24 protein-coding genes are annotated in these 23,346 nt (G+C 61.6%); 11 read left to right on the forward strand and 13 right to left on the reverse strand.

What is annotated here, in order from left to right:
* Window positions 1–159: 159 nt before the first annotated feature.
* Genes TRL7639_RS19635 through TRL7639_RS19650 form a run of 4 tightly spaced genes read left to right on the forward strand, consistent with a single transcriptional unit; the run spans window position 160 to window position 6,177 of the window.
* On the forward strand, window positions 160–2,349 hold the full coding sequence (locus tag TRL7639_RS19635; protein WP_085797567.1) for a dehydrogenase E1 component subunit alpha/beta: 2,190 nt from the start codon (window positions 160–162) through the stop codon (window positions 2,347–2,349).
* Window positions 2,346–3,380: an ACP S-malonyltransferase gene (locus TRL7639_RS19640; RefSeq protein ID WP_085797568.1), complete on the forward strand. Its 1,035-nt coding sequence runs from the start codon at window positions 2,346–2,348 to the stop codon at window positions 3,378–3,380. Before TRL7639_RS19635 ends, TRL7639_RS19640 begins: the two co-directional genes overlap by 4 nt.
* Before the next feature lie 30 nt (window positions 3,381–3,410).
* Window positions 3,411–4,913: an L-piperidine-6-carboxylate dehydrogenase gene (gene amaB, locus TRL7639_RS19645; RefSeq protein ID WP_085797569.1), complete on the forward strand. Its 1,503-nt coding sequence runs from the start codon at window positions 3,411–3,413 to the stop codon at window positions 4,911–4,913.
* A complete protein-coding gene (locus TRL7639_RS19650; protein WP_085797570.1) occupies window positions 4,903–6,177 on the forward strand; it encodes an NAD(P)/FAD-dependent oxidoreductase in 1,275 nt (424 codons plus the stop codon). Before amaB ends, TRL7639_RS19650 begins: the two co-directional genes overlap by 11 nt.
* Here the strand turns inward: TRL7639_RS19650 and TRL7639_RS19655 are convergent.
* Window positions 6,174–6,878: an SDR family oxidoreductase gene (locus tag TRL7639_RS19655; RefSeq protein ID WP_085797571.1), complete on the reverse strand. Its 705-nt coding sequence runs from the start codon at window positions 6,876–6,878 to the stop codon at window positions 6,174–6,176. The genes TRL7639_RS19650 and TRL7639_RS19655 overlap by 4 nt on opposite strands.
* Window positions 6,879–6,976: 98 nt before the next feature.
* Here TRL7639_RS19655 and TRL7639_RS19660 point away from each other — a divergent pair, with 98 nt between their 5' ends.
* Window positions 6,977–7,837, forward strand: a complete 861-nt coding sequence (locus TRL7639_RS19660; protein WP_085797572.1) for a LysR substrate-binding domain-containing protein — start codon at window positions 6,977–6,979, stop codon at window positions 7,835–7,837.
* 251 nt (window positions 7,838–8,088) lie between these two features.
* Here the strand turns inward: TRL7639_RS19660 and TRL7639_RS19665 are convergent, their stop codons facing one another.
* Genes TRL7639_RS19665 through TRL7639_RS19685 form a run of 5 tightly spaced genes read right to left on the reverse strand, consistent with a single transcriptional unit; the run spans window position 8,089 to window position 11,480 of the window.
* Window positions 8,089–8,919, reverse strand: a complete 831-nt coding sequence (locus TRL7639_RS19665) for a 3-oxoadipate:acetyl-CoA acetyltransferase (protein ID WP_085797573.1) — start codon at window positions 8,917–8,919, stop codon at window positions 8,089–8,091.
* A 17-nt stretch (window positions 8,920–8,936) separates the two neighbouring features.
* Window positions 8,937–9,557 carry a protocatechuate 3,4-dioxygenase subunit alpha gene (pcaG, locus tag TRL7639_RS19670; RefSeq protein WP_085797574.1) on the reverse strand — a complete coding sequence of 207 codons (621 nt, stop codon included), beginning with the start codon at window positions 9,555–9,557 and terminating at the stop codon, window positions 8,937–8,939.
* A complete protein-coding gene (pcaH, locus tag TRL7639_RS19675; RefSeq protein WP_085797575.1) occupies window positions 9,557–10,285 on the reverse strand; it encodes a protocatechuate 3,4-dioxygenase subunit beta in 729 nt (242 codons plus the stop codon). Before pcaH ends, pcaG begins: the two co-directional genes overlap by 1 nt.
* The gene (pcaC, locus tag TRL7639_RS19680; protein ID WP_085797576.1) at window positions 10,282–10,659 is read right to left on the reverse strand and encodes a 4-carboxymuconolactone decarboxylase; all 378 of its coding nucleotides are present in this window, start codon (window positions 10,657–10,659) and stop codon (window positions 10,282–10,284) included. The genes pcaH and pcaC overlap by 4 nt, the downstream gene beginning before the upstream one ends.
* Window positions 10,656–11,480, reverse strand: coding sequence for a TauD/TfdA dioxygenase family protein (locus TRL7639_RS19685; protein ID WP_085797577.1), 825 nt, complete (start codon window positions 11,478–11,480; stop codon window positions 10,656–10,658). The genes pcaC and TRL7639_RS19685 overlap by 4 nt, the downstream gene beginning before the upstream one ends.
* A gap of 178 nt (window positions 11,481–11,658) precedes the next feature.
* Here TRL7639_RS19685 and queC point away from each other — a divergent pair, with 178 nt between their 5' ends.
* Genes queC through queF form a run of 4 tightly spaced genes read left to right on the forward strand, consistent with a single transcriptional unit; the run spans window position 11,659 to window position 13,905 of the window.
* Complete coding sequence (gene queC, locus TRL7639_RS19690; RefSeq protein WP_085797578.1) at window positions 11,659–12,360, forward strand: 7-cyano-7-deazaguanine synthase QueC; 702 nt, start codon at window positions 11,659–11,661, stop codon at window positions 12,358–12,360.
* On the forward strand, window positions 12,360–12,713 hold the full coding sequence (queD, locus tag TRL7639_RS19695; RefSeq protein ID WP_085797579.1) for a 6-carboxytetrahydropterin synthase QueD: 354 nt from the start codon (window positions 12,360–12,362) through the stop codon (window positions 12,711–12,713). The genes queC and queD overlap by 1 nt, the downstream gene beginning before the upstream one ends.
* Window positions 12,710–13,417, forward strand: a complete 708-nt coding sequence (queE, locus tag TRL7639_RS19700; protein WP_085797580.1) for a 7-carboxy-7-deazaguanine synthase QueE — start codon at window positions 12,710–12,712, stop codon at window positions 13,415–13,417. The genes queD and queE overlap by 4 nt, the downstream gene beginning before the upstream one ends.
* A gap of 23 nt (window positions 13,418–13,440) precedes the next feature.
* Entirely contained in the window at window positions 13,441–13,905 is a 465-nt protein-coding gene (gene queF, locus TRL7639_RS19705; RefSeq protein WP_085797581.1) for a preQ(1) synthase, read from the forward strand.
* Between the two features lie 114 nt (window positions 13,906–14,019).
* On the opposite strand, the gene TRL7639_RS19710 is transcribed toward queF, so the two are convergent.
* The 7 genes from TRL7639_RS19710 to TRL7639_RS19740 form a co-directional block, all read right to left on the reverse strand.
* On the reverse strand, window positions 14,020–14,415 hold the full coding sequence (locus TRL7639_RS19710; protein WP_085797582.1) for a RidA family protein: 396 nt from the start codon (window positions 14,413–14,415) through the stop codon (window positions 14,020–14,022).
* Window positions 14,416–14,429: 14 nt separating this feature from the next.
* Window positions 14,430–16,052 carry an AMP-binding protein gene (locus TRL7639_RS19715; RefSeq protein ID WP_085797583.1) on the reverse strand — a complete coding sequence of 541 codons (1,623 nt, stop codon included), beginning with the start codon at window positions 16,050–16,052 and terminating at the stop codon, window positions 14,430–14,432.
* A 2-nt stretch (window positions 16,053–16,054) separates the two neighbouring features.
* Entirely contained in the window at window positions 16,055–17,203 is a 1,149-nt protein-coding gene (locus TRL7639_RS19720; protein ID WP_085797584.1) for an acyl-CoA dehydrogenase family protein, read from the reverse strand.
* An 83-nt stretch (window positions 17,204–17,286) separates the two neighbouring features.
* Complete coding sequence (locus TRL7639_RS19725) at window positions 17,287–18,087, reverse strand: enoyl-CoA hydratase family protein (protein WP_085797585.1); 801 nt, start codon at window positions 18,085–18,087, stop codon at window positions 17,287–17,289.
* A complete protein-coding gene (locus TRL7639_RS19730; RefSeq protein ID WP_085797586.1) occupies window positions 18,084–18,551 on the reverse strand; it encodes a MarR family winged helix-turn-helix transcriptional regulator in 468 nt (155 codons plus the stop codon). The genes TRL7639_RS19725 and TRL7639_RS19730 overlap by 4 nt, the downstream gene beginning before the upstream one ends.
* Entirely contained in the window at window positions 18,548–19,306 is a 759-nt protein-coding gene (locus TRL7639_RS19735) for an SDR family NAD(P)-dependent oxidoreductase (RefSeq protein ID WP_085797587.1), read from the reverse strand. The genes TRL7639_RS19730 and TRL7639_RS19735 overlap by 4 nt, the downstream gene beginning before the upstream one ends.
* Window positions 19,303–21,597: a bifunctional salicylyl-CoA 5-hydroxylase/oxidoreductase gene (locus TRL7639_RS19740; RefSeq protein ID WP_085797588.1), complete on the reverse strand. Its 2,295-nt coding sequence runs from the start codon at window positions 21,595–21,597 to the stop codon at window positions 19,303–19,305. The genes TRL7639_RS19735 and TRL7639_RS19740 overlap by 4 nt, the downstream gene beginning before the upstream one ends.
* A 130-nt stretch (window positions 21,598–21,727) precedes the next feature.
* On the opposite strand from TRL7639_RS19740, the gene TRL7639_RS19745 reads away from it, so the two are divergent.
* Window positions 21,728–22,501, forward strand: a complete 774-nt coding sequence (locus TRL7639_RS19745; RefSeq protein WP_085797589.1) for a hormone-sensitive lipase — start codon at window positions 21,728–21,730, stop codon at window positions 22,499–22,501.
* Window positions 22,502–22,505: 4 nt separating this feature from the next.
* Window positions 22,506–23,339: a tryptophan 2,3-dioxygenase gene (locus TRL7639_RS19750; protein WP_085797590.1), complete on the forward strand. Its 834-nt coding sequence runs from the start codon at window positions 22,506–22,508 to the stop codon at window positions 23,337–23,339.
* Window positions 23,340–23,346: the final 7 nt, after the last annotated feature.

Here is a 23,346-nt window from a genome sequence, read left to right on the forward strand (position 1 = left end):
TTTTGGATTTATTATCACTCGCGCTTTCCCTGATCCAGAGCGATATAGGAGCAGTACAACCATCATGCGGGACGCCGCATGAGCATTTCGCACGCGCCCACCAAGCGTGTACCCTGAGGTCGGAGCATCACCCCGCACCCCGCAAGAGAAGGCCAAAACATGGATCGCGCTCAGATCGTTCACGAAAACTTCCTGTCTCGCGTGGCCTCGGGCGACCTGCCCACAGGCGCGCCGCCATGTGAGGGGTTGAGCAAGACGGACGCGGTGTCGCTCTACCATGCGCAGGTGCTCAGCCGGGCCTTGGATCGCACCAGCCGGGCGATGCAAAAGGCGGGGCAGGGGTTCTATACCATCGGCTCGTCCGGGCACGAGGGGATGGCGGCGGTGGCCCATGCGCTGCGCCCCGATGACATTGCGTTCCTGCACTATCGCGATGCGGCGTTCCAGATCGCGCGCGCCGATCAGGTGCCGGGACAGCAGATCGCTTGGGACATGCTGCTGAGTTTTGCGTGTTCTTCCGAAGACCCGACGTCGGGCGGCCGACACAAAGTGCTGGGCTCCAAGGCGCTGATGATCCCGCCGCAGACCTCGACCATCGCCAGCCATCTGCCCAAGGCGGTTGGCGCGGCCTATTCGCTGGGATCGGCCCGCCGCCACGCGCCCGAACATCGCGAATTGCCCGAGGATGGGATTGCAGTGTGTACCTTTGGGGATGCATCCGCCAACCACTCGACCGCGCAGGGGGCGATCAACACGGCTGGTTGGACCGCGATCCAGTCGGTGCCCTTGCCGCTGCTCATGGTCTGCGAAGACAACGGGATCGGTATTTCGACCAAGACTCCCAAGGGCTGGATCGAGATGTCGATGGAACACCGCCCTGGCTTCAAGTATTTCCGGGCCAACGGTCTGGACATCTTTGAAACCTTTGCCGTGGCGCAAGAGGCCGCCGAATACGTCCGCACCCGCCGCAAGCCCGCCTTTCTGCACCTGAAAACCGTGCGGCTTTACGGGCATGCGGGGGCCGATGTCCCGACCACCTATCTCAGCAAGTCTGAGGTCGAGGCGGACGAGGCCAACGATCCTTTGCTGCATACTGTCCGCCTGCTGGACCAAGCCGGTGCGATGACGCCAGAGCAAGCTTTGACGGTCTACACTGACACCTGCGCCCGGACCGACCGTGTTGCGGCAGAGGCCGCCAAGCGCCCGCATCTGGCGGATGCGCAGTCCGTCATGGCCAGCCTGATCCCGCCGAAACGTGACTGCAAACCCACCAACGGTCCAAGTGCCTATGAGCGTGCCGCCATTTTTGGCTCGGACATGCGGGCAATGGACGACCCTCAGCCGATGAGCCGTCTGATCAACTGGGCGCTGACCGATCTGATGCTGGAATATGGTGAGATCGTCATGATGGGCGAGGATGTCGGCCGCAAGGGTGGCGTTTATGGCGTCACGCAAAAGCTGCATCAACGCTTTGGCCCGGATCGGATGATCGACACGCTTTTGGATGAGCAATCCATTCTGGGGCTGGCGATTGGCATGGCGCACAACGGGTTCTTGCCAATGCCGGAAATCCAGTTCCTCGCTTATCTGCACAACGCCGAGGATCAGCTGCGCGGCGAGGCGGCGACCTTGCCGTTCTTTTCCAATGGTCAATTCACCAACCCGATGATCCTGCGGATCGCGGGGCTGGGCTATCAAAAGGGTTTCGGTGGGCATTTCCACAATGACAACTCGCTGGCTGTGCTGCGTGACATTCCCGGCGTGATCATCGCCTGCCCCTCGACCGGGGCGGATGCGGCGCAGATGATGCGCGAATGCGTGCGTCTCGCGCGCGAGGAGCAGCGGGTGATCGTCTTCCTGGAACCCATTGCGCTTTACCCGATGCGCGATTTGCACGGCGCGCAGGATGGCGGCTGGATGACGACCTACCCCTCTCCCGATCAGCGGATCGGCTTGGGTGAAGTCGGCGTGCACGGCGACGGTACCGATCTGGCGATTGTGACCTATGGCAACGGGCATTACTTGTCGAAGCAGGCGTTGCCCGAGTTGCAGGCGGCCGGACTGAACACGCGTATCATTGACATGCGATGGCTTGCGCCCCTGCCGGAAGACGCGCTGCTTGAAGCGACAAAAGACTGCAAACACGTCTTAATTGTCGACGAATGCCGCCGCACCGGCAGCCAGTCCGAGGCGCTGATGACGCTGTTCACGGAACAGAGCGATCACCCCATTGCTCGCGTCGCGGCCGAGGACAGCTTTATCGCCACTGGCCCCGCCTACGCTGCACCCTTGCCGTCGAAAGATGGGATCGTCGCGGCTGCGCTTGCCCTGACAGGAGCCAACACATGACTCGCACTGCCGTCGTGATCTGCCCCGGACGCGGGACGTACAACAAGCCCGAGCTTGGCTATCTGCATCGCCATCATGCGGGTCGGATGGAGATGTTCCGCAGCTTTGATGCCATCCGCGCCGATGCCAATCAGAAATCTGTGACCGAACTGGATAGCGCCAGTCGCTTTACCGTCAGTACTTATTCACGCGGGGATGTCGCCTCACCCCTGATCTACGCGGCCTCGCTGGCCGACGCGCAGGCGCTGGCCAAAGATATCGACGTGGTCGCCGTGACCGGCAATTCTATGGGCTGGTACATCGCCTTGGCTGCGGCCGGGGCACTGTCGCCACAGGATGGGTTCCGCGTCGTGAACACCATGGGCACGCTGATGCAGGAGCAACTCATTGGCGGGCAACTGGTCTATCCCTTTGTCGGGGACGATTGGAAAAACGACCCTGCGCGCAAGGCTGAATTGCTGGCCGATGTGGCCCGGATCAATGCCGCGCAAGGCTGCGATCTGGCGCTGTCCATCGATCTGGGCGGGATGCTGGTGTTGGCCGGAAACGAGGCCGGGCTCAAGGCGTTTGAGGCGAGCCAACCTACCGTGCAAGAACGGTTCCCCATGCGCCTTGCCAACCATGCGGCGTTCCACACGTCCCTGCAAGCGCCGGTCGCGGCCGAAGGGCGCGCGCGGTTGCCCGTTAGCCTCTTCACCCAACCCGACCGCCCGATGATTGACGGACGTGGCAAGATCTGGTGGCCGGGAGCTTGCGACCCGCAGGCACTGTGGGACTACACTCTGGGCCATCAGGTGACCAAGGCTTATGATTTCACCCACGCAATACAGACCGCCGCGCGTGAATTTGCCCCCGATCTGTTCATTGTTACCGGCCCGGGCGCGACCCTGGGCGGTGCAGTCGCGCAATCGCTGGCCTTGGGCAACTGGCGCGGCATGGGTGACAAGGCGCAGTTCCAAGCGCTGCAAGCCGAGGACCCATTCCTGGTTTCCATGGGCCGCGATGATCAGCGCGCCCTTGTGATCCCCTGATTTCTGAGTGTCTTAGAGGAGAGATAAGACATGGCCCACATCGATATTCTGACCGCTGCCGGATTGACCGAAACCGAACTGACCGGCGGAACTCTGTCTGTTACCACACCAATCGACGGCAGCGAGATTGCGCGGCTCAGCATGCACAGCGTGGCGGATGCGCAGGCGCAGATCGTGGCGGCCAATGAGGCATTCCAAGCCTGGCGCAGCATGCCCGCACCCCGCCGGGGAGAGCTGGTCCGCCTGTTGGGCAACGAGCTGCGCGCGCAGAAAGAGGCGCTTGGCCGTCTCGTGACGCTGGAATGCGGCAAGATCTATCAAGAGGGTCTGGGCGAAGTGCAGGAGATGATCGACATCTGCGACTTTGCCGTCGGCCTGTCACGGCAGCTTTACGGTCTGACCATCGCGTCCGAGCGTCCGGGCCATACCATGCGCGAAACCTGGCACCCGATGGGGGTTTGCGGCGTAATCACCGCCTTCAATTTTCCCGTGGCGCCCTGGTGCTGGAACGCGGCGCTTGCGCTGGTGTGTGGCGATCCGGTGATCTGGAAGCCCTCGGAAAAGACGCCACTGACCGCCATGGCGGTGCAAAAGATCTGCGACAAGGTGATGGCAGAGTTTGGTGAGGATGCTCCCAAAGGGCTGATCCAGACCCTGATCGGCGAACGTGACCTGGGCCAGACGCTGACCGCATCCAAGGATGTCGCCATCGTCTCGGCCACCGGCTCGGTTCCCATGGGGCGGGCCGTGGCGGGCGATGTGGCGGCGCGTCTGGGGCGGTCGATCCTGGAGTTGGGCGGCAACAATGCGATGATCGTGGCGCCCTCGGCGGATCTGGAAATGGCCCTGCGCGCGATTGTATTTTCCGCCGTTGGCACCGCAGGCCAACGCTGCACCACCCTGCGCCGATTGATTGTGCATGAGGATGTCTATGATCAACTGATCCCACGTCTGAAGGCCGCGTATGACAGCCTGCCCATTGGTGATCCGTTGGATGAGGGCACTTTGGTCGGCCCCCTGATCGACACGGACGCCTTGACCGCCATGACCCGCGCGCTGGATCAGGCGCAGGCCGAAGGCGGCAAGGTTCACGGCGGTGGTCAGGTGCTGACCGACAGTCACGGCGCTGCGGCCTATGTGGCTCCGGCAATTGTCGAGATGCCCGCGCAATCCGCGATAATGCATCACGAGACCTTTGCGCCGATCCTGTATGTCGTGAAATACAACGATCTGGATCAGGCGATTGCGATGCAAAATGCTGTGCCGCAAGGTCTGTCGAGCTGCATCTTCTCGACCGATGTACGCGAGACCGAAACCTTCCTCTCTGCCGTTGGCAGCGACTGTGGCATTGCCAACGTCAACATCGGGCCTTCGGGGGCCGAGATCGGTGGCGCCTTTGGTGGTGAAAAGGAGACCGGCGGCGGTCGCGAGAGTGGATCGGACGCCTGGAAAGGGTATATGCGTCGTCAGACCAACACGGTAAATTATTCGCGTGAACTTCCGCTGGCGCAAGGGATCAAGTTTGACATCTGACAAAGCCCATAACCTGTGGCACCAGACCTGCGCCGAGCAGATCGCGGCCCCCGTCCTGTCCGGGGATGTCACCGTTGATCTGGTCGTCATCGGTGGGGGATATACAGGGTGTTCAGCGGCTTTACACGCGGCGCAACTTGGCGCGTCGGTCTGTCTGCTCGAAGCGGATGAGATCGGTCATGGCGGATCGGGACGCAACGTGGGGCTGGCCAATGCAGGGCTTTGGCTGCCGCCCGCCGAGATCCGCAAGCATTTAGGGGACGGGCCAGGGGATCGGCTGGTCAACCTTCTTTCTGATGCGCCGCGTCTGGTGTTTGACCTGATCGCGCGGCATGGCATCGCCTGCGAGGCAGTCCAGAACGGCACCCTGCATTGCGCGCATTCACCCAGCGGGCTCAAGGATCTGCAGGTGCGCCATACGCAGCTCAAGACCTCGGGCGCGCCAGTGATGTTGCTGGATGCCGACGAGGCCGCAGCCCGCACCGGGTCAGCGGCCTTTCACGGCGCGCTTTTTGATCCCAGAGCCGGGACGATCCAGCCCTTGGGGTATGTGCGTGGGCTTGCGCGGGCCGCGATGCAGGCGCAGGCGCTCGTGCATCAGCACAGTCCCGTGCTGCGCCTCTCGCATGGGGCGGGCATGTGGCAGGTGGAGACATCCGCAGGGTCCGTGCGTGCCAAGTCGCTGATCCAGGCCACGAATGCTTATCACCGCAATCTCTCTTCGACCGCGCCGGAATACGTGCCAGTGCATTACTTTCAATGCGCCACCGATCCGTTGCCGGAGGAGCTGCGCGCCACCATTCTGCCCGAAGGCGAGGGGTGCTGGGACACGGGCTTGATCATGACCTCATTCCGGATGGATCAGATGGGGCGGCTGATCATCGGTGCCATGGGTGATTTAGATCATCTCGCCAGCAGCATTCACCGTGCGTGGGTCCGGCGCAAACTGATCGAGCTGTATCCTGAATTGCAGGACGTGCCGCTCCGCCAGGGTTGGCATGGACGCATCGCGATGACCTCGGATCATATCCCAAAGATCACCGCGATCGGCCCCAACGCCTATGCGGCCCACGGATATTCTGGGCGCGGGATCGGCCCGGGGACCGTCTTTGGCAAAGGCATGGCCGAGGCGTTGCTGTCAGGCAATGACATCAGCCTGCCCATGCCGGCGATCGAGGCGCATCACGAACGGATGACGGGCGCCCGTCAGATGTTCTTTGAGACGGGCGCCACGCTGACGCATCTGATCAAGGCCCGGTTTTAGACCGAGCGGGTAATACCACCGTCCACCCGGATATTCTGCCCGGTGATATAGCCACCGCCCTCAGAGGCCAGCATTGCCACGACCGAGGCAATCTCATCGTAGCTGCGCCCGTAGCGACCCATCGGGATGCGGGCGCGGAACTCCTCTTTTTCCGGCAGGCTGTCGATAAAGCCCGGCAGCACATTGTTCATGCGGATGTTGTCGGCCGCGTATTTGTCGGCGTAGAGCTTGGTGAAGGCGGCGAGCCCCGCACGAAACACACCCGAGGTGGGAAACACCGGGTCGGGCTCAAAGGCGGCAAAGGTCGAGATGTTGATGATCGACCCGCCTCCTTGGGCCTGCATGATGGGTGTAACAAGGCGGGTGGGGCGGACGGCGTTCATGAAATAGACATCCATTCCGGTGTGCCACTCTTCGTCAGTCAACTCCAGCACCGCCGCGCGCGGTCCGTGACCTGCAGAGTTCACCAACACGTCGATGCGCCCCCAATGCGCCATCGCTGCATCGACCAGTTTTTGCAGATCATCGATGGATTGGTTCGATCCGGTGACGCCGACGCCGCCCAATTCGGCGGCCAGGGCCTCTCCTTTGCCCGAAGATGAGAGAATGCCCACCTTGAACCCATCCGCCGCCAAGCGCCGTGCGCTGTCGGCGCCCATGCCGCTGCCACCTGCGGTGACCAATGCTACTTTCTCTGTCATGTGACGTCTCCTTGTTTGATCCTAGGATGGGCATGGGTGTGGAATTTGACCAATGAGATTACTTGTCTCTATGTTGTAGAAAATCTACTGGGTTTGTCATGTCTAGATTGCCTCCTTTGAACGCCCTGCGGGCCTTTGATGCTGCTGGTCGGCATCTGAATTTTCGACTGGCAGCCGAGGAGTTGGGAGTAACTCAAGGCGCCGTGGCGCAGCAGGTGCGGGGGTTGGAGGCACGCCTTGGGGTGCAACTGTTCGATAGGGTTGCCCGGGGACTGGAGCTGACTCGAACGGGGCGCGCTTATCTGGCGCCGGTGAGTCGGGCCTTTGCGTTGTTAGAGGAGGCGACCGAAGGCGTCGGAGTGCAGTCGCGCACTTTGACGATCAGCGTGACACCGTCGTTTGCGTCGAAATGGCTGGTGCCGCGCCTGGGGCGTTTGACCGAAGCGCACCCCGATCTGGATGTGCGCGTGGATGCGCGACCTGGGTTGGCCAATTTTCAGAGCGACGGGATTGATATCGCGGTCCGCCAGGGGACGCCGCCCTTTGGGCCGGGGTTGGTGGCCGAGCCGCTTTTTGCGTCCTCTTTCATTGCAGTCTGTAGTCCGAGGCTGAACGATCTGGGAGCGCCCCGGGATCTGCAGCGGCATGTGCTGCTGCATGACAGCCACGGGCTCTGGCCGCTCTATCTGGAACAACTGGGGGTCAGCCCGGGACCGAAGGCAATCACTTTCAACCAGACGAGCTTGGCCATTGATGCGGCGGTGGCAGGGCAGGGGATCGCTCTGGCGAATGCGCCCTTGGTGGCGGATGAGATCGAACGCGGAGGGTTGCGGCAGGTGTTCGAGGTCGGATTGAATGCAGATCCTGGTTTCTATGTCGTTGCCCCCCGCCACCCCCGCATTCCCGAGCCGGTCAGGCTGATGCGAGCGTGGTTGTTGGCCGAAGCTGCAAGCGGGTGATCAGAAAAAGGGAGCGCTCCCGCCCGTCGTCAATTTTTCTGACGAAAAACCTCCTCCCGTTGGGCCGGGCCTCGCTTCGCTCGGCGGCTGTGTCTGGCCGCGACCATAGGTTGCCGTTTCTGGCTAAATAGCGCGTCTAGACGGAACCGCGCCGGGCGTTGCCCGGCGCTCGGCCCAAGGCCGTTGGCGGTGCCGACGTAGTCGGGATAGCCCGGGCGCGGGAGCACCCCCGAATGCGGCGTGAAATACCTTCAAATTGCGCGCAAACCCAGGATCTGTCGTGCCTCGGCAGGGGTTGCGACGGGGCGTTCGTATTGCTCGCAGAGTTCTGCTGCGCGGGCAATCAGGGCCGCGTTGGATGGGGCCAGGGTCTGGCGGTCCAAGCGCACGTTGTCTTCCAGCCCTGCGCGCGTGTGCCCACCCGCTGCAATTGCCCACTCGTTCACCACAATCTGGTTGGGGCCAATGCCGGCCGCACACCACTCAGCCCCGGGTGCGCGTTTCTGCATCATCTTGATGTAGAAATCGAACACCTCGCGGTCGGCAAACATGGCGTTCTTCACGCCCATCACGAACTGCACGTAGAGCTTGCCATACAGCCGACCTTCTTCGCTCATCTTGATGGCATGCAGGATGTGGCTCAAATCAAAGGCTTCGATCTCGGGAGTGATTTCATATTTGATCATCTCCGAGGACAACCAGTCGATCAGGTCTGGCGCATTCTCGTAAACCCGCGTCGGGAAGTTGTTCGACCCTACCGACAGCGAGGCCATATCTGGCCGCAATGGCAACATGCCGCCGCGGTCCTTGCCCGCGCCAGACCGGCCGCCGGTTGAAAACTGGATGATCACACCGGGGCAATGTTTCTCCAACCCCTCTTTCAGCCGCGCAAAGCGGTCCGGGTCAGAGGTCGGTGTCTCATCATCGTTGCGCACGTGGGCGTGGATGATCGAGGCACCCGCCTCAACTGCAGCATGGCTGCTTTCGATCTGTTCGCTGACCGTCGTGGGCACAGCCGGGTTGTCGGCCTTGGTGGGGACCGACCCGGTGATGGCACAGCACAGGATGCAGGGTTTTGTCATCGGGGTAACCTCTGGTCTCAGATGTCAAAGAATACGGTCTCATCCTCGCCCTGGATGCGAATGTCAAAGCGGTAAACCGGGGTGCCATTGCGCATTGTGCGCCTCGCGATCAGCGTCTGGCGGCGGCGTTCCCATTCGATGGTGTTGATCACCGGGTCAGCAGCGTTTGCCTCGGCCTCGTCGTCGAAATAGAGCCGCGTGTTGAGGCCCAGGTTGATGCCACGTGCGACGATCCAGAGGTTGATGTGAGGCGCTTGGGTGGTCCCGTTTCGACCCGGTGTCGAACCGGGTTTGACCGTGTCAAAACCCCATTCGCCGGTCTCGAAATCGGTGATCACGCGGCCCCAACCACGAAAGTCCTCGTCGACGTCGCCGGGATGTTCGGGATGGGCGTGGACGCCATGGGCGTTGGCTTGCCAGACCTCAAGCAACACGTCCTTGATGGGCGAGCCAGTGCCGTCGATAACCAACCCTTCCACCCGGATGCGTTCGCCTTTGGCCTTTGGCCCTGCAATGTCACGGCCCAGTTCCTGTTTGTAGATCTCGAACCCGGCATCCCCTGGGGCAAGCCCGATGTGGACATATGGCCCGGCGGTTTGGGATGGAGTTTCCTTGAGATAATCCAGACGCTGCTTCATCAGTTCCCCTCCAACCGGTTTTCGAACAGGGTCGAGCGCCGTCCGCGCAGCACGATGTCGAACTTGTAGGCGATCGTGTCCAGCGGGATGGTTGCGTTCATGTCCAGCACCGCGATCAACTGCTCGATCGCTGCAGGGTCGGGGATGGTGTTCACGATGGGGCATTTCGCGATGAGCGGGTCGCCTTCGAAATAGAGTTGCGTGATCAGCCGTTGGGCAAAACCAGAACCGAAGATCGAGAAGTGGATATGCGCCGGCCGCCAGTCGTTGACCCAGTTGCGCCAGGGGTAGGCACCGGGTTTCACCGTGCGGAAGTAGTAATACCCATCCTCATCCGTCAGCGTTCGGCCGCAGCCGCCGAAATTCGGATCCAGCGCACCCAGATAGGTGTCTTTCTTGTGCCGGTACCTGCCGCTGGCATTGGCCTGCCAGATCTCGACCAGTGTATTGGGCACAGGCCGCGCGTTTTCATCCAGGACACGCCCGTGCACGATGATCCGCTCGCCGATAGGGCTTTGGCCCGCTTCGGCAAAGTTCGACAGAAGATCGTTGTCGATGGGGTCGATGTCGCCGTGGCCAAAGACCGGCCCCGAGATCTCGCTGAGGGTGTTTTCAAGGCTGATGGCGGCATATTGCGGCGACCGGGCCACGGATGTCTTGTAGTCGCGCGCATAGGCGGGCGGATGCCAGCGGCGGTCGCGTTGAAAGAACTCGGCGGGTTTCTTCATGTCTCGGCTTCCATCTCGGCATAGGTGGCTTTGGCAAGTTTCAGGGCGTGGTTGGCGCGGGGGACGCCAGCGTAGATGGCGACATGCTGGAACGCTTCGATCACGTCTTGCTTGCTGGCGCCGGTGCGGGCAGTGGCGCGGATGTGCATTGGGATTTCGTCAAAGTTGCCTGTGGCGGCCAATAAGGCAAGCGTCAGCATCGACCGCTCGCGCAGGGAAATCCCGTCGCTGGCCCAAACCGTGCCCCAGGCCGCGTCAGTAATCAGATCCTGAAAGGGCGCGTCCAGATCGGTCTTGGCGGCCTCGGCCCGGTCCACATGTGCGTCGCCCAGAACCTTTCGGCGCACCTCCATCCCCTTGTCGCGGCGGCTCATGCGGTGACCCCACCCAGAACCTGTCCCTCGACAGTCACGCGGTGCATCAGGCGGCGGGACCCTTGATAGTCCGCGACAGCGTAATGCTGCACCAGACGGTTGTCCCAGATCGCTACGCTGCCGGGCTCCCATCGGAACCGGCAGGCAAAGGCAGGTTGGGTGCAATAGTCGTAGAGGTAATCGAGCAAGGGCTGCGATTCTGCTCGGCTCCACCCTTCGAAATGGGTGGTGAAATCGCCGTTTACATAAAGCGCCTTTTGACCCGTCTGCGGGTGGTGGATCACCACAGGATGCAGCACAGGCTGGCTGACGCCTTCGTCGGATAGGCGTTCGTCCTTTATACCCTCGCTGAAGGATGCATCCGAATGCCAGGCGTTCAGCCCTTCAAGAGTGGTCTTCAGCCCGTCGGACAGATGCTCATACGCTGCTGTTTGCGACGCAAAGAGCGTGTCGCCGCCAAAGGGGGGCAGTTCGCGCGCCACCAGAATGGAACACATGGCGGGTGCCGGGTCATAGGAGTGATCTGTGTGCCAGGTGCCGCCAATGACCTGAGCGTGATGCGCCTCGGTTCGCACCTCGGCGATTTGCGGATGGGTGGCGACGGGTGTAAAAAAGCGGTTCACATCGATGGTGCCGAACCGCTCGGCCAGGGCGATGTGCCCCTCGTGCGACAGGTCCTGATCGCGAAAGAACACCACGCCATGGGCAAAGAGAGCATCGCGCACCGTGGCGAATCCTGCATCGTCCAGAGTGTTCAGCGACAGGCCCGCAATCTCGGCCCCGACATGGCCTGCGATAGGCCGCACGGAAACTTCGGTCATTTCGATTCCTCCCTATCTCCGACTGTTCCCGAATTCCGCGCCCGGGTCGAGTCGGTCGGCTGAGGTTCGAGCGACCTTGCGTGCCGAAGAAGACCACGGTTGCCAATTGTTATGCTTCTCGATATGCAGCGCGCCGCCGGTCGCAGCCTACCCGGCTATCAAAACAAGGACTGAAAAATTGAAAACCATTGTCATCTGCTCGGGCGGGCTGGATTCCGTTTCGCTCGCGCATTCGATTGCTGCTGACGGCAATCTCTTTCGGCTCGTGTCATTCGATTACGGCCAGCGTCACCGCAAGGAGCTGGACTATGCCGCCGCCTGTGCGACCCGCCTGGGTGTGCCGCATCACATCATCGACATGCGCACCATCGGGGCGGCGCTGACAGGATCGGCGTTGACCGACGATATCGACGTGCCAGACGGGCACTATGCCGAAGACACGATGAAGGTCACCGTCGTCCCGAACCGCAATGCGATCATGCTGACCATTGCCTATGGGATTGCCGCCGCCAACGGGGACGAGGCTGTGGCAACGGCGGTGCATGGGGGTGATCACTTCATCTATCCCGACTGCCGCCCGGCCTTCACGCAAGCCTTTGATACCATGCAGCGCGCAGCTCTTGATGGCTATGCGGACGTGGCTCTATCGACGCCATTTGTGCATCGCTCCAAAGCGGACATCGTTACCGAAGGGGCGCGGGTGGGCACGCCCTTTGCAGACACGTGGTCGTGCTACAAAGGGGGCGAGCATCACTGTGGTCGATGTGGCACCTGCGTTGAACGGCGCGAAGCCTTTGATCTGGCCGGTGTCACCGACCCGACGATCTACGAAGACCCGGATTTCTGGCGCGCGGCAGTTGCGGACAAGGAGGGCGCCTGATGTATCGTATCACCAAGGAGTTCCATTTCTCGGCGTCCCATCAACTGATCCATCTGCCTGCGGAACACCAATGCCACCGGATGCATGGGCACAATTACATCGTTGTGGTTGAATTGGCCGGGGCCGAATTGAACGCCGACGGGTTTGTGCGCGATTATCACGAGCTGGGGCCGCTCAAATCCTATATCGACGACACCTTTGATCACCGGCACCTGAACGATGTGTTGGACGTGCCCACCACGGCCGAAAATATGGCGCGCCATTTCTATGACTGGTGCAAGGCGCGCTGGCCGGAAACGGCGGCGGTAAAAGTGTCCGAGACGCCCAAAACCTGGGCCGAGTATCGCCCATGACCCTGCGCATTGCCGAGATTTTCGGACCCACGATCCAGGGCGAAGGCGCCCTGATCGGGGAACCCACGGTGTTCATCCGGGCAGGCGGCTGTGACTACCGGTGCAGCTGGTGCGATTCAATGCATGCCGTCGATAGCGCCTATCGCCATGCATGGACACCTCTATCCGATAATGCCGTTTGGGATCAGGTGCGGGATCTGTCCGGGGGGCGTCCGCTGACCGTGTCGATTTCCGGCGGCAACCCAGCGATCCAGGACTTTTCCGGTGTGATCGCCCTGGGCAAGGCCGAGGGGTATCGCTTTGCCTGCGAAACCCAAGGTTCGATTGCCAAGCCTTGGTTCGCCGAACTGGACACGCTAGTCCTGAGCCCCAAACCCCCATCCAGTGGCGAAACCGTGGATTGGGCGGCCTTTGAAAATTGCCTGACCGCCGCCAAAGGGTGCCGCAATATCGTGTTGAAGATCGTGATCTTTGATGATGCGGATTACGCTTGGGCGCAGCAAGTGGCCAAAAACCACCCGGACCTGCCGCTGTATCTGCAACCCGGCAACCCCGAAGTAGACCCAAACCAACCCGTTGACCTGCAAGTCACAACCGACCGGCTATTGTGGTTGATCGAAAAAGTCACCGGTGACGGTTGGTTCACCCCCCGCGTGCTGCCGCAATTGCACGTGCTGGTTTGGGGCAATAAGCGCGGCGTCTGACCCAAACACATTGGAGAGAGCTGATGACTGACAGCATTTACAGCGACCTGAAGCAACTTGGCGGCGCGACAGTGGTGCCGACCAACCCTGACGAGGCAGAGCTTGAGCGGGTGAAGAACCCGCAGGCGGATGTGGCCTACAACGTGCGGTTCACCGCGCCCGAGTTCACCTCGCTCTGCCCGATGACGGGGCAGCCTGACTTTGCCCACCTGGTCATTGACTATGTGCCCGGCGAATGGCTGGTGGAAAGCAAATCCCTCAAGCTGTTTCTGGGATCGTTCCGCAATCACGGCGCGTTCCACGAGGATTGCACCGTGTCCATTGGGCGCCGCCTGGCCGAGTTCCTGTCGCCGCAGTGGCTGCGGATCGGGGGGTATTGGTATCCGCGCGGCGGCATTCCCATCGACGTGTTCTGGCAGACCGGGCCGATGCCCGAAAGCGTCTGGATCCCGGACCAAGGCGTGCCGCCGTACCGTGGGCGTGGCTAGCGCGCCTCTCTCTGTGCCTTAGGAGGCGAAGCCGACCAGCCCCCGACCGCCCCCATGGGCGGGGGCTGGTCTCATTAACTTTGCGCAGGCGATGCAGATTTCTTGGAGGATGCTCTAGTCGATCACCGCGGTCGCTTCGATCTCGACCAGCGCCTCATCCTCGACCAGACCAGCCACCACGACCATCGCCATCGCTGGAAAATGCCGCCCCATGACTTTGCGATAGACCGCGCCGATTTCGCCCTGACGGGCGAGGTATTCCTTTTTGTCGGTCACGTACCACGTAAGTCGGGTGATGTGTTCGGCCCGGCCTCCGGCGGCCTCGACCACGTCCATGATGTTGCGCAGGGTCTGTTCCATCTGCCCGATGAAGTCATGCGTTTCAAAGACCTGATCCGCGTTCCAGCCGATCTGCCCCCCGACATACAGGTGCCCGTCCTTGGACAGAACACCATTGGCATAGCCTTTGGCCGGGGCCCAGCCTTCGGGTTGGATGATTTGATGGGCCATTGGTGCCCCTCCGTCTAGTGCAGGTCCGAGCGCAGGCGAAAGCGCTGGATCTTGCCGGTTTGTGTTTTGGGCAGGGCGGTAATGAACTTCACACTGCGCGGGTATTTGTAGGGGGCGATGGTGGCCTTGACGTGATCCTGTAGCGTTTTGACCATCAGCGCGTCACCCGTTTCGCCCTCGGCCAGCACGATATGCGCCTCAACGATGTGGCCGCGCGCCTCGTCCGGGGCGGCGATCACGCCGCATTCGCTGACCGCCGGATGCGACAGCAACGCCGCCTCAACCTCGGGTCCTGCGATATTGTAGCCGGAGGAGACGATCATGTCGTCGCTGCGAGCGGCAAAGTGCAGATAGCCATCGTCATCCATCACAAAGCTGTCGCCAGTGACGTTCCAGCCGTCTTGCACGTAGGTCGCCTGCCGGTCGTCGGCCAGATAGCGGCAGCCGGTTGGGCCGCGCACGGCAAGCTTGCCGACCTCACCTGCGGGCAGTGCGTTACCGTCGTCATCCAGGATCCGCACCTCGTAGCCCTTAACAGGCTTACCGGTGCAGGCCGGTCGGTGGTCGTCAAACCGGTTCGAGATAAAGATATGCAGCATCTCGGTCGCCCCGATCCCGTCGAGCATCGGTTTGCCGGTCTTCTCGATCCAGGCGTCGTAGACCGGGGCAGGGAGGGTTTCCCCGGCCGAGACTGCGGCGCGTAAGGACGAAAGGTCGGCTCCATCCTCCATCGCCTGCAGCATAAAGCGATAGGCGGTCGGGGCGGTGAAACAGACGGTGGCTTTGTACTGTTCGATGATCTCGACCATGTTGGGCGGGCTGGCCTGCTCCAACAGCGTCGCCGCCGCACCAAACCGCAACGGAAAGACCGCGAGACCGCCCAGCCCAAAGGTGAACGCCAGCGGGGGCGAGCCAATGAAAACGTCATCCTCGGTCACGCCCAGAACCTCTTTGGCATAGCCGTCGGCAATGATCATGAGGTCGCGGTGAAAATGCATCGTGGCCTTTGGATCGCCCGTCGTGCCGGATGTGAACCCCAACAGGGCGACGTCATCGCGGCCGGTGTCCACGGCATCAAAGCGCACCGACTTCTCCAGCGCCAACCGGTCCAACTCGGCGTCGTGGTTCGAGGTGCCGTCAAAACCGACAACCGATTTCAGGAACTGCGAGCCCTTGGCACAACTCACCAGATCCTCCATCAGGCGCGTGTCACACAGCGCATGAGAGATTTCGGCCTTGTCAACAATCGCCGCCAACTCTCCGGCGCGCAGCATCGGCATGGTGTTGACCACCACCGCGCCCGCCTTTGTGGCGGCCAGCCAACAGGCGACCATGGCCGGGTTGTTGGCGGATCGGATCAGCACCCGGTTGCCGGGTTTCACACCCAAATCCTCGACCAGCACATGGGCCAGCCGGTTGGTCCAGTCAGACAGCTCCTTGTAGGTGCGCCGCCGCCCGTTTCCGATCAGCGCGGTGTGATCGCCAAAACCTTTGTCGACCATCGCATCGGTCAGTTCGACGCCGATGTTCATGTGGTCGGGATAGTCGAACCCGTCCAGATGAAACTCGGGCCACATGTCCGGCGCGGGCAGATTGTCCCGTGCAAATGTATCGCTATGGGCTGTTGGTCCCAGCATGATCAGTTCCCTCCCAGAAACGCTCCCATCGTTTGGCGCGCGATCACCACGCGTTGGACGTCTGATGCGCCCTCGTAGATGCGCAAGGCGCGGATATCACGGTACAGCTCCTCAACCTTCTGCCCGTGTTTAACGCCGTCGCCGCCGTGCAACTGCACCGCCTTGTCTATGACCTGCTGCGCCTGATCCGTGGAATAGAGCTTGGCCATCGCTGCCTCTCGGCTGACGCGCGCGGCACCGGAATCCTTGGTCCAGGCGGCGCGATAGACCAGAAGAGCAGCAGCATCCACGTCCATCGCCATGTCGGCGATGTGCCCCTGCACCATCTGCAACTCAAAGAGCGGCGCGCCCTGCACCTGCCGTTCGTTGACCCGCGCCAGAGCCTCGTCCAACGCGCGCCGGGCGAAGCCAAGCGCGGCGGCGGCCACCGTTGTACGGAACACATCCAAAGTGGCCATCGCCACCTTGAACCCTTGCCCCGGCGCGCCCAGAAGGGCCGATTTCGGTACGCGAACGTCGTTGAATCGCAAAGTTGCCAGCGGATGCGGCGCAATCACTTGCAGCCGCTCGACAACCTCGAACCCCGGCAGGCTCGCAGGCACCACAAAGGCGCTCAGCCCCTTGGCGCCCGGCCCCTCTCCGGTGCGGGCAAAGAGTGTATAGACATCCGCGATCCCCCCGTTTGAAATCCAGGTCTTTTCGCCATTCAGAACATAGTCATCGCCATCCAGCGTCGCGGTCATGGTCGAGTTCGCCACGTCTGACCCCGACTGCGGCTCAGTCAGTGCAAAAGCCGAGATCGCCTTGCCCGCCCGCGTCAATGGCAACCATTCGTCCTGTTGTGCCGGAGTGCCAAAGAGCGAAATAGCTCCGGTCCCCAGCCCCTGCATAGCAAAGGAAAAATCCGCCAACCCATCATGGCGCGCCAGCGTCTCGCGGATCAGGCACAGGGTCCGCACGTCCAGCACTTCACCAGCTGTTGGCTGAAGCCACCCAGCGGCCCCTAGATCGCTCACCAGCTTGCGACAGGCCGCGTCGATGTCGGCGTGATCCACAGACAAATGATCCGCACACCAAGCATCCAGAGTCTTCGCCAACTCGCGATGGCGATCCTCAAAGAACGGCCACTGCAAAAAGCTTCGATCAGCCATGTCGTGATCCCTTGCTTCTTTTTGTTCCAAATACGGCCGCCGGAGGCGGTCCCGAAGTCAGCCACGCAGACAAACCCATCGGCTTAATCCCCCTCAAACACGGGGCGTTCTTTCGCCACAAAGGCCCGATAGGCTCGCTCGAAATCCCCGGTCTGCATGCAGATCGCCTGCGCTTGTGCCTCGGCCTCGATGGCTTGTTCGATCGACATCGACCATTCTTGCGCCAGCATTGTCTTGGTGATCATATGTCCAAAGTTCGGACCGGCCGCGATCTGCTCGGCCAGCTTCAGAGCGGCACTGTCCAACTCCTCGGCTGGTACCACCTTGTTGTGGAACCCCCAGGCCGCGCCTTCGTCCGCCGACATAGACCGGCCGGTATAGAGCAAGTCCGCGGTACGACCCTGACCGATGATCCGGGGCAGGATGGCACAGGCGCCCATGTCACAACCCGCCAACCCGACGCGGGTGAACAGGAACGCCACCTTTGCCTCAGGCGTGGCGATCCGCAGGTCGGACGCCATGGCGATGATCGCGCCAGCCCCCACACAAATTCCGTCGATGGCGGCAATGATCGGCTTGCCGCAATTCACCATCGCCTTGACCAGATCGCCGGTCATGCGGGTAAAGTGTAGCAGCTCTTTCATGTTCATCTTCGTCAACGGCCCGATGATGTCATGCACATCCCCGCCCGAGCTGAAGTTGCCGCCATTCGAGGCAAAGACCACCGCCTTCACCTCGTCATCATAATGCAGATCGCGGAACCAGTCGCGCAGTTCGGCATAGCTGTCGAAGGTCAGCGGGTTCTTGCGGTCGGGCCGGTCGAGCGAGACCGTGGCGATACCGTCCGTGATGGAGCAATTGAAATGCGTCGTATCGGCGTTCATTGCGCCTCCTCCCTGATAATCCGGTCAAGTTGTTCGATCATGGCGGTGGCCTCATCCGCCTCCAGCGCGCCCAACAGCTCATTCACCCAGTGCTCATGTTCCGATGCCTGCCGCGCGAACTCTTCTGCCCCCTTGCGGGTCAGGCGCACGCGGCTGGCGCGGCGGTCGCCCGGGACGGCTTCGCGCAGCGCGATTCCATCTTCAACCAGCCGCTCGACGATGCCGGTGACATTGCCGTTCGACACCTTGAGCAGCCCCGAAAGCTCACTCATCTTCAGCCCTTCGGCGTGGCGGCTCAGCGCCGACATCACGTCGAAACGGGGCAGGGTGGAGGCGAATTCGGTCCGCAAGGCTTCGCGCAGATCAGCCTCGATTGACCGGGTCACTTTGAGCAGTTTCAACCACAGCCGCAGGCGGGCCTTGCTGTCGGGTTCGGGTGTCATTTCTGGATCGGGGGATGTCATATTTCACCTCCGCTAAGGGTCAGGGTGTGGCCGTTGACCGAGCGTGCGGCGTCAGAGCAAAGCCAGAGCGCGGTGCCCGCAACCTCATCCGTCTGGATGAAGCGTTGTTGCGGGTTCGATTTATAGAGCGTTTTGGCGGCGTGCTCGGCGCTCAACCCGGTCTTGTCCACGATGTTCTGGATCGAGCGATCCAGCAAGGGGGTCTGAGTGAAGCCGGGGCAGATGGCGTTGACCGTGATCCCGTCCTGCGCCAGTTCCAGCGCCAGCGCGCGGGTCAGGCCGACAACGCCATGTTTGGCGGCGACATAGCCCGAGACATAAGGATACCCCTTGAGCCCGGCGGTGGAGGCGACGGCGATCATGCGACCCCAACCGTTTGTTTGCATGTCGGGCAAAGCAGCCTGCCAGGTGTTGAACACACCGGTCAGATTGACTTGCAGCATGGCCGTCAGCCGATCGGGTTTCATCTTGGCAAAGGGCACGCTGTCGGCGGCGCCAGCGTTGGCGATGGCCACCTCAACCGGTCCATTCAATCCACGCGCTTGGGTGAAAGCGGCTCTTACAGCGTCCGCGTCAGTCACGTCACAGGTGATCCAGCCGATGAACTTGTGCTGCTTGGCAACCTCGCGCAGCGGCGCCTCGCGGCGGCCCAGGATGGTGACCTTGGCGCCCGCATGGGCCATTACTTGCGCGATCTCGGCCCCCACGCCGCTGCCGCCGCCGGTGACGACGACATGTTTGCCTTCGACACTCACGCGCGGATCTCCGCTTCGGCTTCGCGGTCGGCCAATCGCCAGGCTTGATCGCGACCGGCGAGATAGGGCAGGGGCCAATCGGCATGGCGGTCGCCGATGCGGGCGGCCTCGTGCAGGGTCCAATAGGGGTCGGCCAGATGGGGGCGGCCCACGCAGATCAGATCGGCGCGGCCTGCCATCAGGATCGAATTCGCGTGATCGGCCTCATAAATGTTGCCAACGGCCATGGTGGCGATCCCGGCCTCATTACGGATGCGGTCCGAGAAGGGCGTCTGGAACATGCGGCCGTAGACCGGTTGCGCCTCGGTGGTGGTCTGACCGGCCGAGACGTCGATGATGTCGGCCCCGGCCGAGCGGAACAGGCGCGCGATTTCGACGGCTTCTTCGGGCGTCACACCGGCCTCGCCCACCCAGTCGTTGGCCGAAATGCGCACCGACATCGGTTTGGTCACGGGCCAGACGGCGCGCATGGCGGCGAAGACCTCGAGCGGGTAGCGCATACGGTTTTCCAGTGACCGGCCATAGTCGTCGGTGCGGACGTTCGATACCGGAGAGATGAAGGACGAGATCAGATAGCCGTGTGCGGCGTGCAGTTCGATCATGTCGAACCCGGCGCGGTTGGCCATTTCGGCAGCGGCAACAAACTGATCCCGCACCTGATCCATGTCGTCGCGGTTCATTTCACGCGGGGTGGCGTTGTTGTCGGACCAAGGCAGGGCAGAGGCTGACATGACCTCCCAATTCCCGCCCTTCAGGGGCGCGTCCATCGTCTCCCACCCCAATTGGGTCGACCCCTTGCGCCCCGAATGGCCGATCTGACAGCAGATCTTGGCAGGGGTGTGGTCGTGCACGTAATTGGTAAGCCGCGTCCAAGCGGCCTCATGCTCCGGCGCATACAGGCCGGGACAGCCCGGTGTGATCCGCCCTTCGGCCGAAACACAGGTCATTTCGGTATAGACCAGCCCCGCACCGCCCTTGGCGCGTTCGCCGTAGTGTACCAGATGCCAATCCGTAGGGGCACCATCCACGGCCTTGTATTGCGCCATGGGCGAGACGACGATGCGGTTTTGCAGGTCCATGTCGCGCAAGCGATAGGGTGCGAACATCGGCGCGCGGATGGGTTCAGCGGCTCCGCCAGTGCGGGTCTGAAACCAGCCTTCGGCAGACTTAAGCCATTCTGCATCCCGCAGGCGCAGATTTTCGTGGCTAATGCGTTGTGAGCGGGTCAGCAGCGAATAGTTGAACTGCACCGGGTCCATGTCCAGATAGCGCTCGACCTGCTCGAACCATTCCAGCGAGTTGCGTGCTGCCGACTGCAGGCGGAGCACATCGAGGCGGCGTTCGTCCTGATAGCGCACGAATGCCTGCTCCAAGTCAGGTTCCGAATGCAGGAAGGTGGCCATCGAAATGGCGCTGTCAAAAGCCAGACGTGAGCCTGACCCGATCGAGAAATGCGCCGTTGCGGCGGCGTCGCCCATCAGCACCACATTCTCGTGGTGCCATTTCTCGCACAGGACGCGGGGGAAGTTGATCCAGACCGCCGAACCGCGCAGGTGATTGGCGTTCGACATCAAGGCATGCCCGCCCAGATGATCGGCAAAGATGCGTTCGCATGTGGCGACGCTTTCTTCTTTAGACATGTGTTCAAACCCAAAGGCGTCCCATGTCTCTTGGCTGCATTCCACGATCACCGTCGCGGTGTCCTCGTCGAACTGATAGGCGTGGACCCAAACCCAACCGTGTTCGGTCTTTTCAAAGATAAATGTAAAGGCGTCGTCGAACTTCTGATGGGTGCCCAGCCAGATGAACTTGCATTCGCGCACGTCCACATCCGGCTTGAAATGCTCGGCCATGTCGCTGCGCACGCGGGAATTCAGCCCATCACAGGCCACCACCAGATCGTATTCCGCCTGATATTCGGCGATCGGTCGCGCTTCGGTCTCATACTGCAGATCAACGCCCAGTTCGCGGGCGCGATCCTGCAGCAGGATCAGCATCTTCTTGCGTCCGATCCCGGCAAAGCCGTGGCCGCCCGACACCGTGCGTACGCCGTCATGCACCACGGCGATGTCGTCCCAATAGGCAAAGTTGGCGCGGATCGCCTCGGCGCTTTTGGGGTCGTTGGTGGTCAGGTTCTCCAGCGCGTCATCGCTGAGCACCACGCCCCAGCCAAAGGTGTCGTCGCCCTTGTTGCGTTCGATCACCGAAACCTCGTGGGCGGGATCGCGCAGCTTCATCGAGATCGCAAAGTAGAGCCCGGCTGGCCCGCCCCCAATACATGCAACGTGCATCGATTCCCTCCCGCTAACGGTGTTGTTGAGGGTTACGATACCCCGGTTGCTGATTATTTCAAGCATAAACCTTTAAGCTTGAAATAAGTGAGAGTGACGCATAGGCTGACCCCAGGACAGGGAGGATCACATGATCGACTGGGATGATGCCTTTGACAATTCCGGCTATGTTGCGGGCTCGGACAAGCTGGCCGCTGCCTGGGCTGTACAGGCAGAAGCTTATCGCGCCAAAGGCGGAGAGCTTGACCTGCCTTACGGTGATGGCGCTCGCAATCAGTTTGATCTGTTCCGGCCCCAAGGCGAGGCCAAAGGGCTGATCGTTTTTGTGCATGGCGGCTATTGGCAGATGCTCGACAAAAGCTATTGGTCCCACTTTGCCGCCGGTCCCTTGTCGCAGGGGTGGGCGTTGGCCATCCCCAGCTACACTTTGGCTCCCGAGGCGCGATTGTCACAGATGGTGGCCGAAATTGCGGCGGCGACGACCAAGGCCGCGGGCATGGTTGATGGTCCGGTGCGCCTGATCGGCCATTCGGCGGGCGGGCATCTGGTGTCGCGCATGGCGTGCGCGGATGGCCCCGTGCCGGGGCGGCTGGACCGGGTGATCTCGGTCAGTGGCATTCACGACTTGCGCCCTCTGCAGTGGACCAAGATGAACAACACCCTGCACCTGGATGCATCCGAGGCCGAAGCGCAGAGCCCCGCCTTGCTGCCCAAACGCGAAGGTTTGGACGTGACCGCTTGGGTCGGCGCGCTTGAGCGCCCGGAGCTGGTGCGCCAAACCCGCGTTCTGTCAGAAAACTGGCAGGTTCCGAATGTCTTTGAACCGGATCAGGACCATTTCTCGGTGGTCGAGGCCATTGGCCGACCGGGTTCCCCCCTTCTTACTGAATTGCTCAAGGATTGATCCCATGACACAGGCCTATGACCCCAGCCAGGACGGCGCAAAAATGTCCTATGCCAAGGACATGAGCTATGGCGATTATCTGCATATGGACCAGCTTCTGGCCACGCATGAGTTGCACTCCGATGCCCATGACGAGCTGCTGTTCATCATCCAGCACCAGACATCTGAGCTGTGGATGCGGCTGGTGCTGCACGAAATTGCCGCGGCGCGAGAACTGCTGAAAGGCGATGACTTCCGGCCCGCGTTCAAGATGCTGACACGGGTGGCGCGCATCTTTGATCAGCTGAACTCGGCCTGGGACGTGCTGCGCACCATGACGCCCAGCGATTACACCACATTCCGCGAAGCCTTGGGCAATTCGTCTGGCTTTCAGTCGCATCAGTACCGGCTGATCGAGTTTTCCTTGGGCAACCGCAACCCAGCAATGATGAAGGTGCACGAACACCGACCGGAATCGCACCAGATGTTGTCGGACGAGTTGGCGCGAAAATCTCTCTATCACGTGGCGCTGGATGCCCTGTCGGCCAAAACCGGGGTTGCTTTTGATTCCCAGGTTTATCGCCTGGATGCACCGCATTCCTCGGACCCCGAAGTACAACGCGCCTGGACGATGGTCTATGAGGACCCAAAGACCTATTGGGACCTGTACGAACTGGCCGAAAAACTGGTCGATCTCGAAGATTATTTTCGCCGCTGGCGATTCAACCACGTCACAACTGTTGAGCGGGTGATCGGGTTCAAGCGGGGAACGGGCGGCACCAGCGGGGTACAATATCTGCGCCGCATGCTTGAGGTCGAGCTGTTCCCCGAGCTTTGGCATTTGCGTGGCGATTTGTAAGGCCCAG

The organism is Falsiruegeria litorea R37, from assembly GCF_900172225.1.
GTDB classification, from domain to species: Bacteria; Pseudomonadota; Alphaproteobacteria; order Rhodobacterales; family Rhodobacteraceae; genus Falsiruegeria; species Falsiruegeria litorea.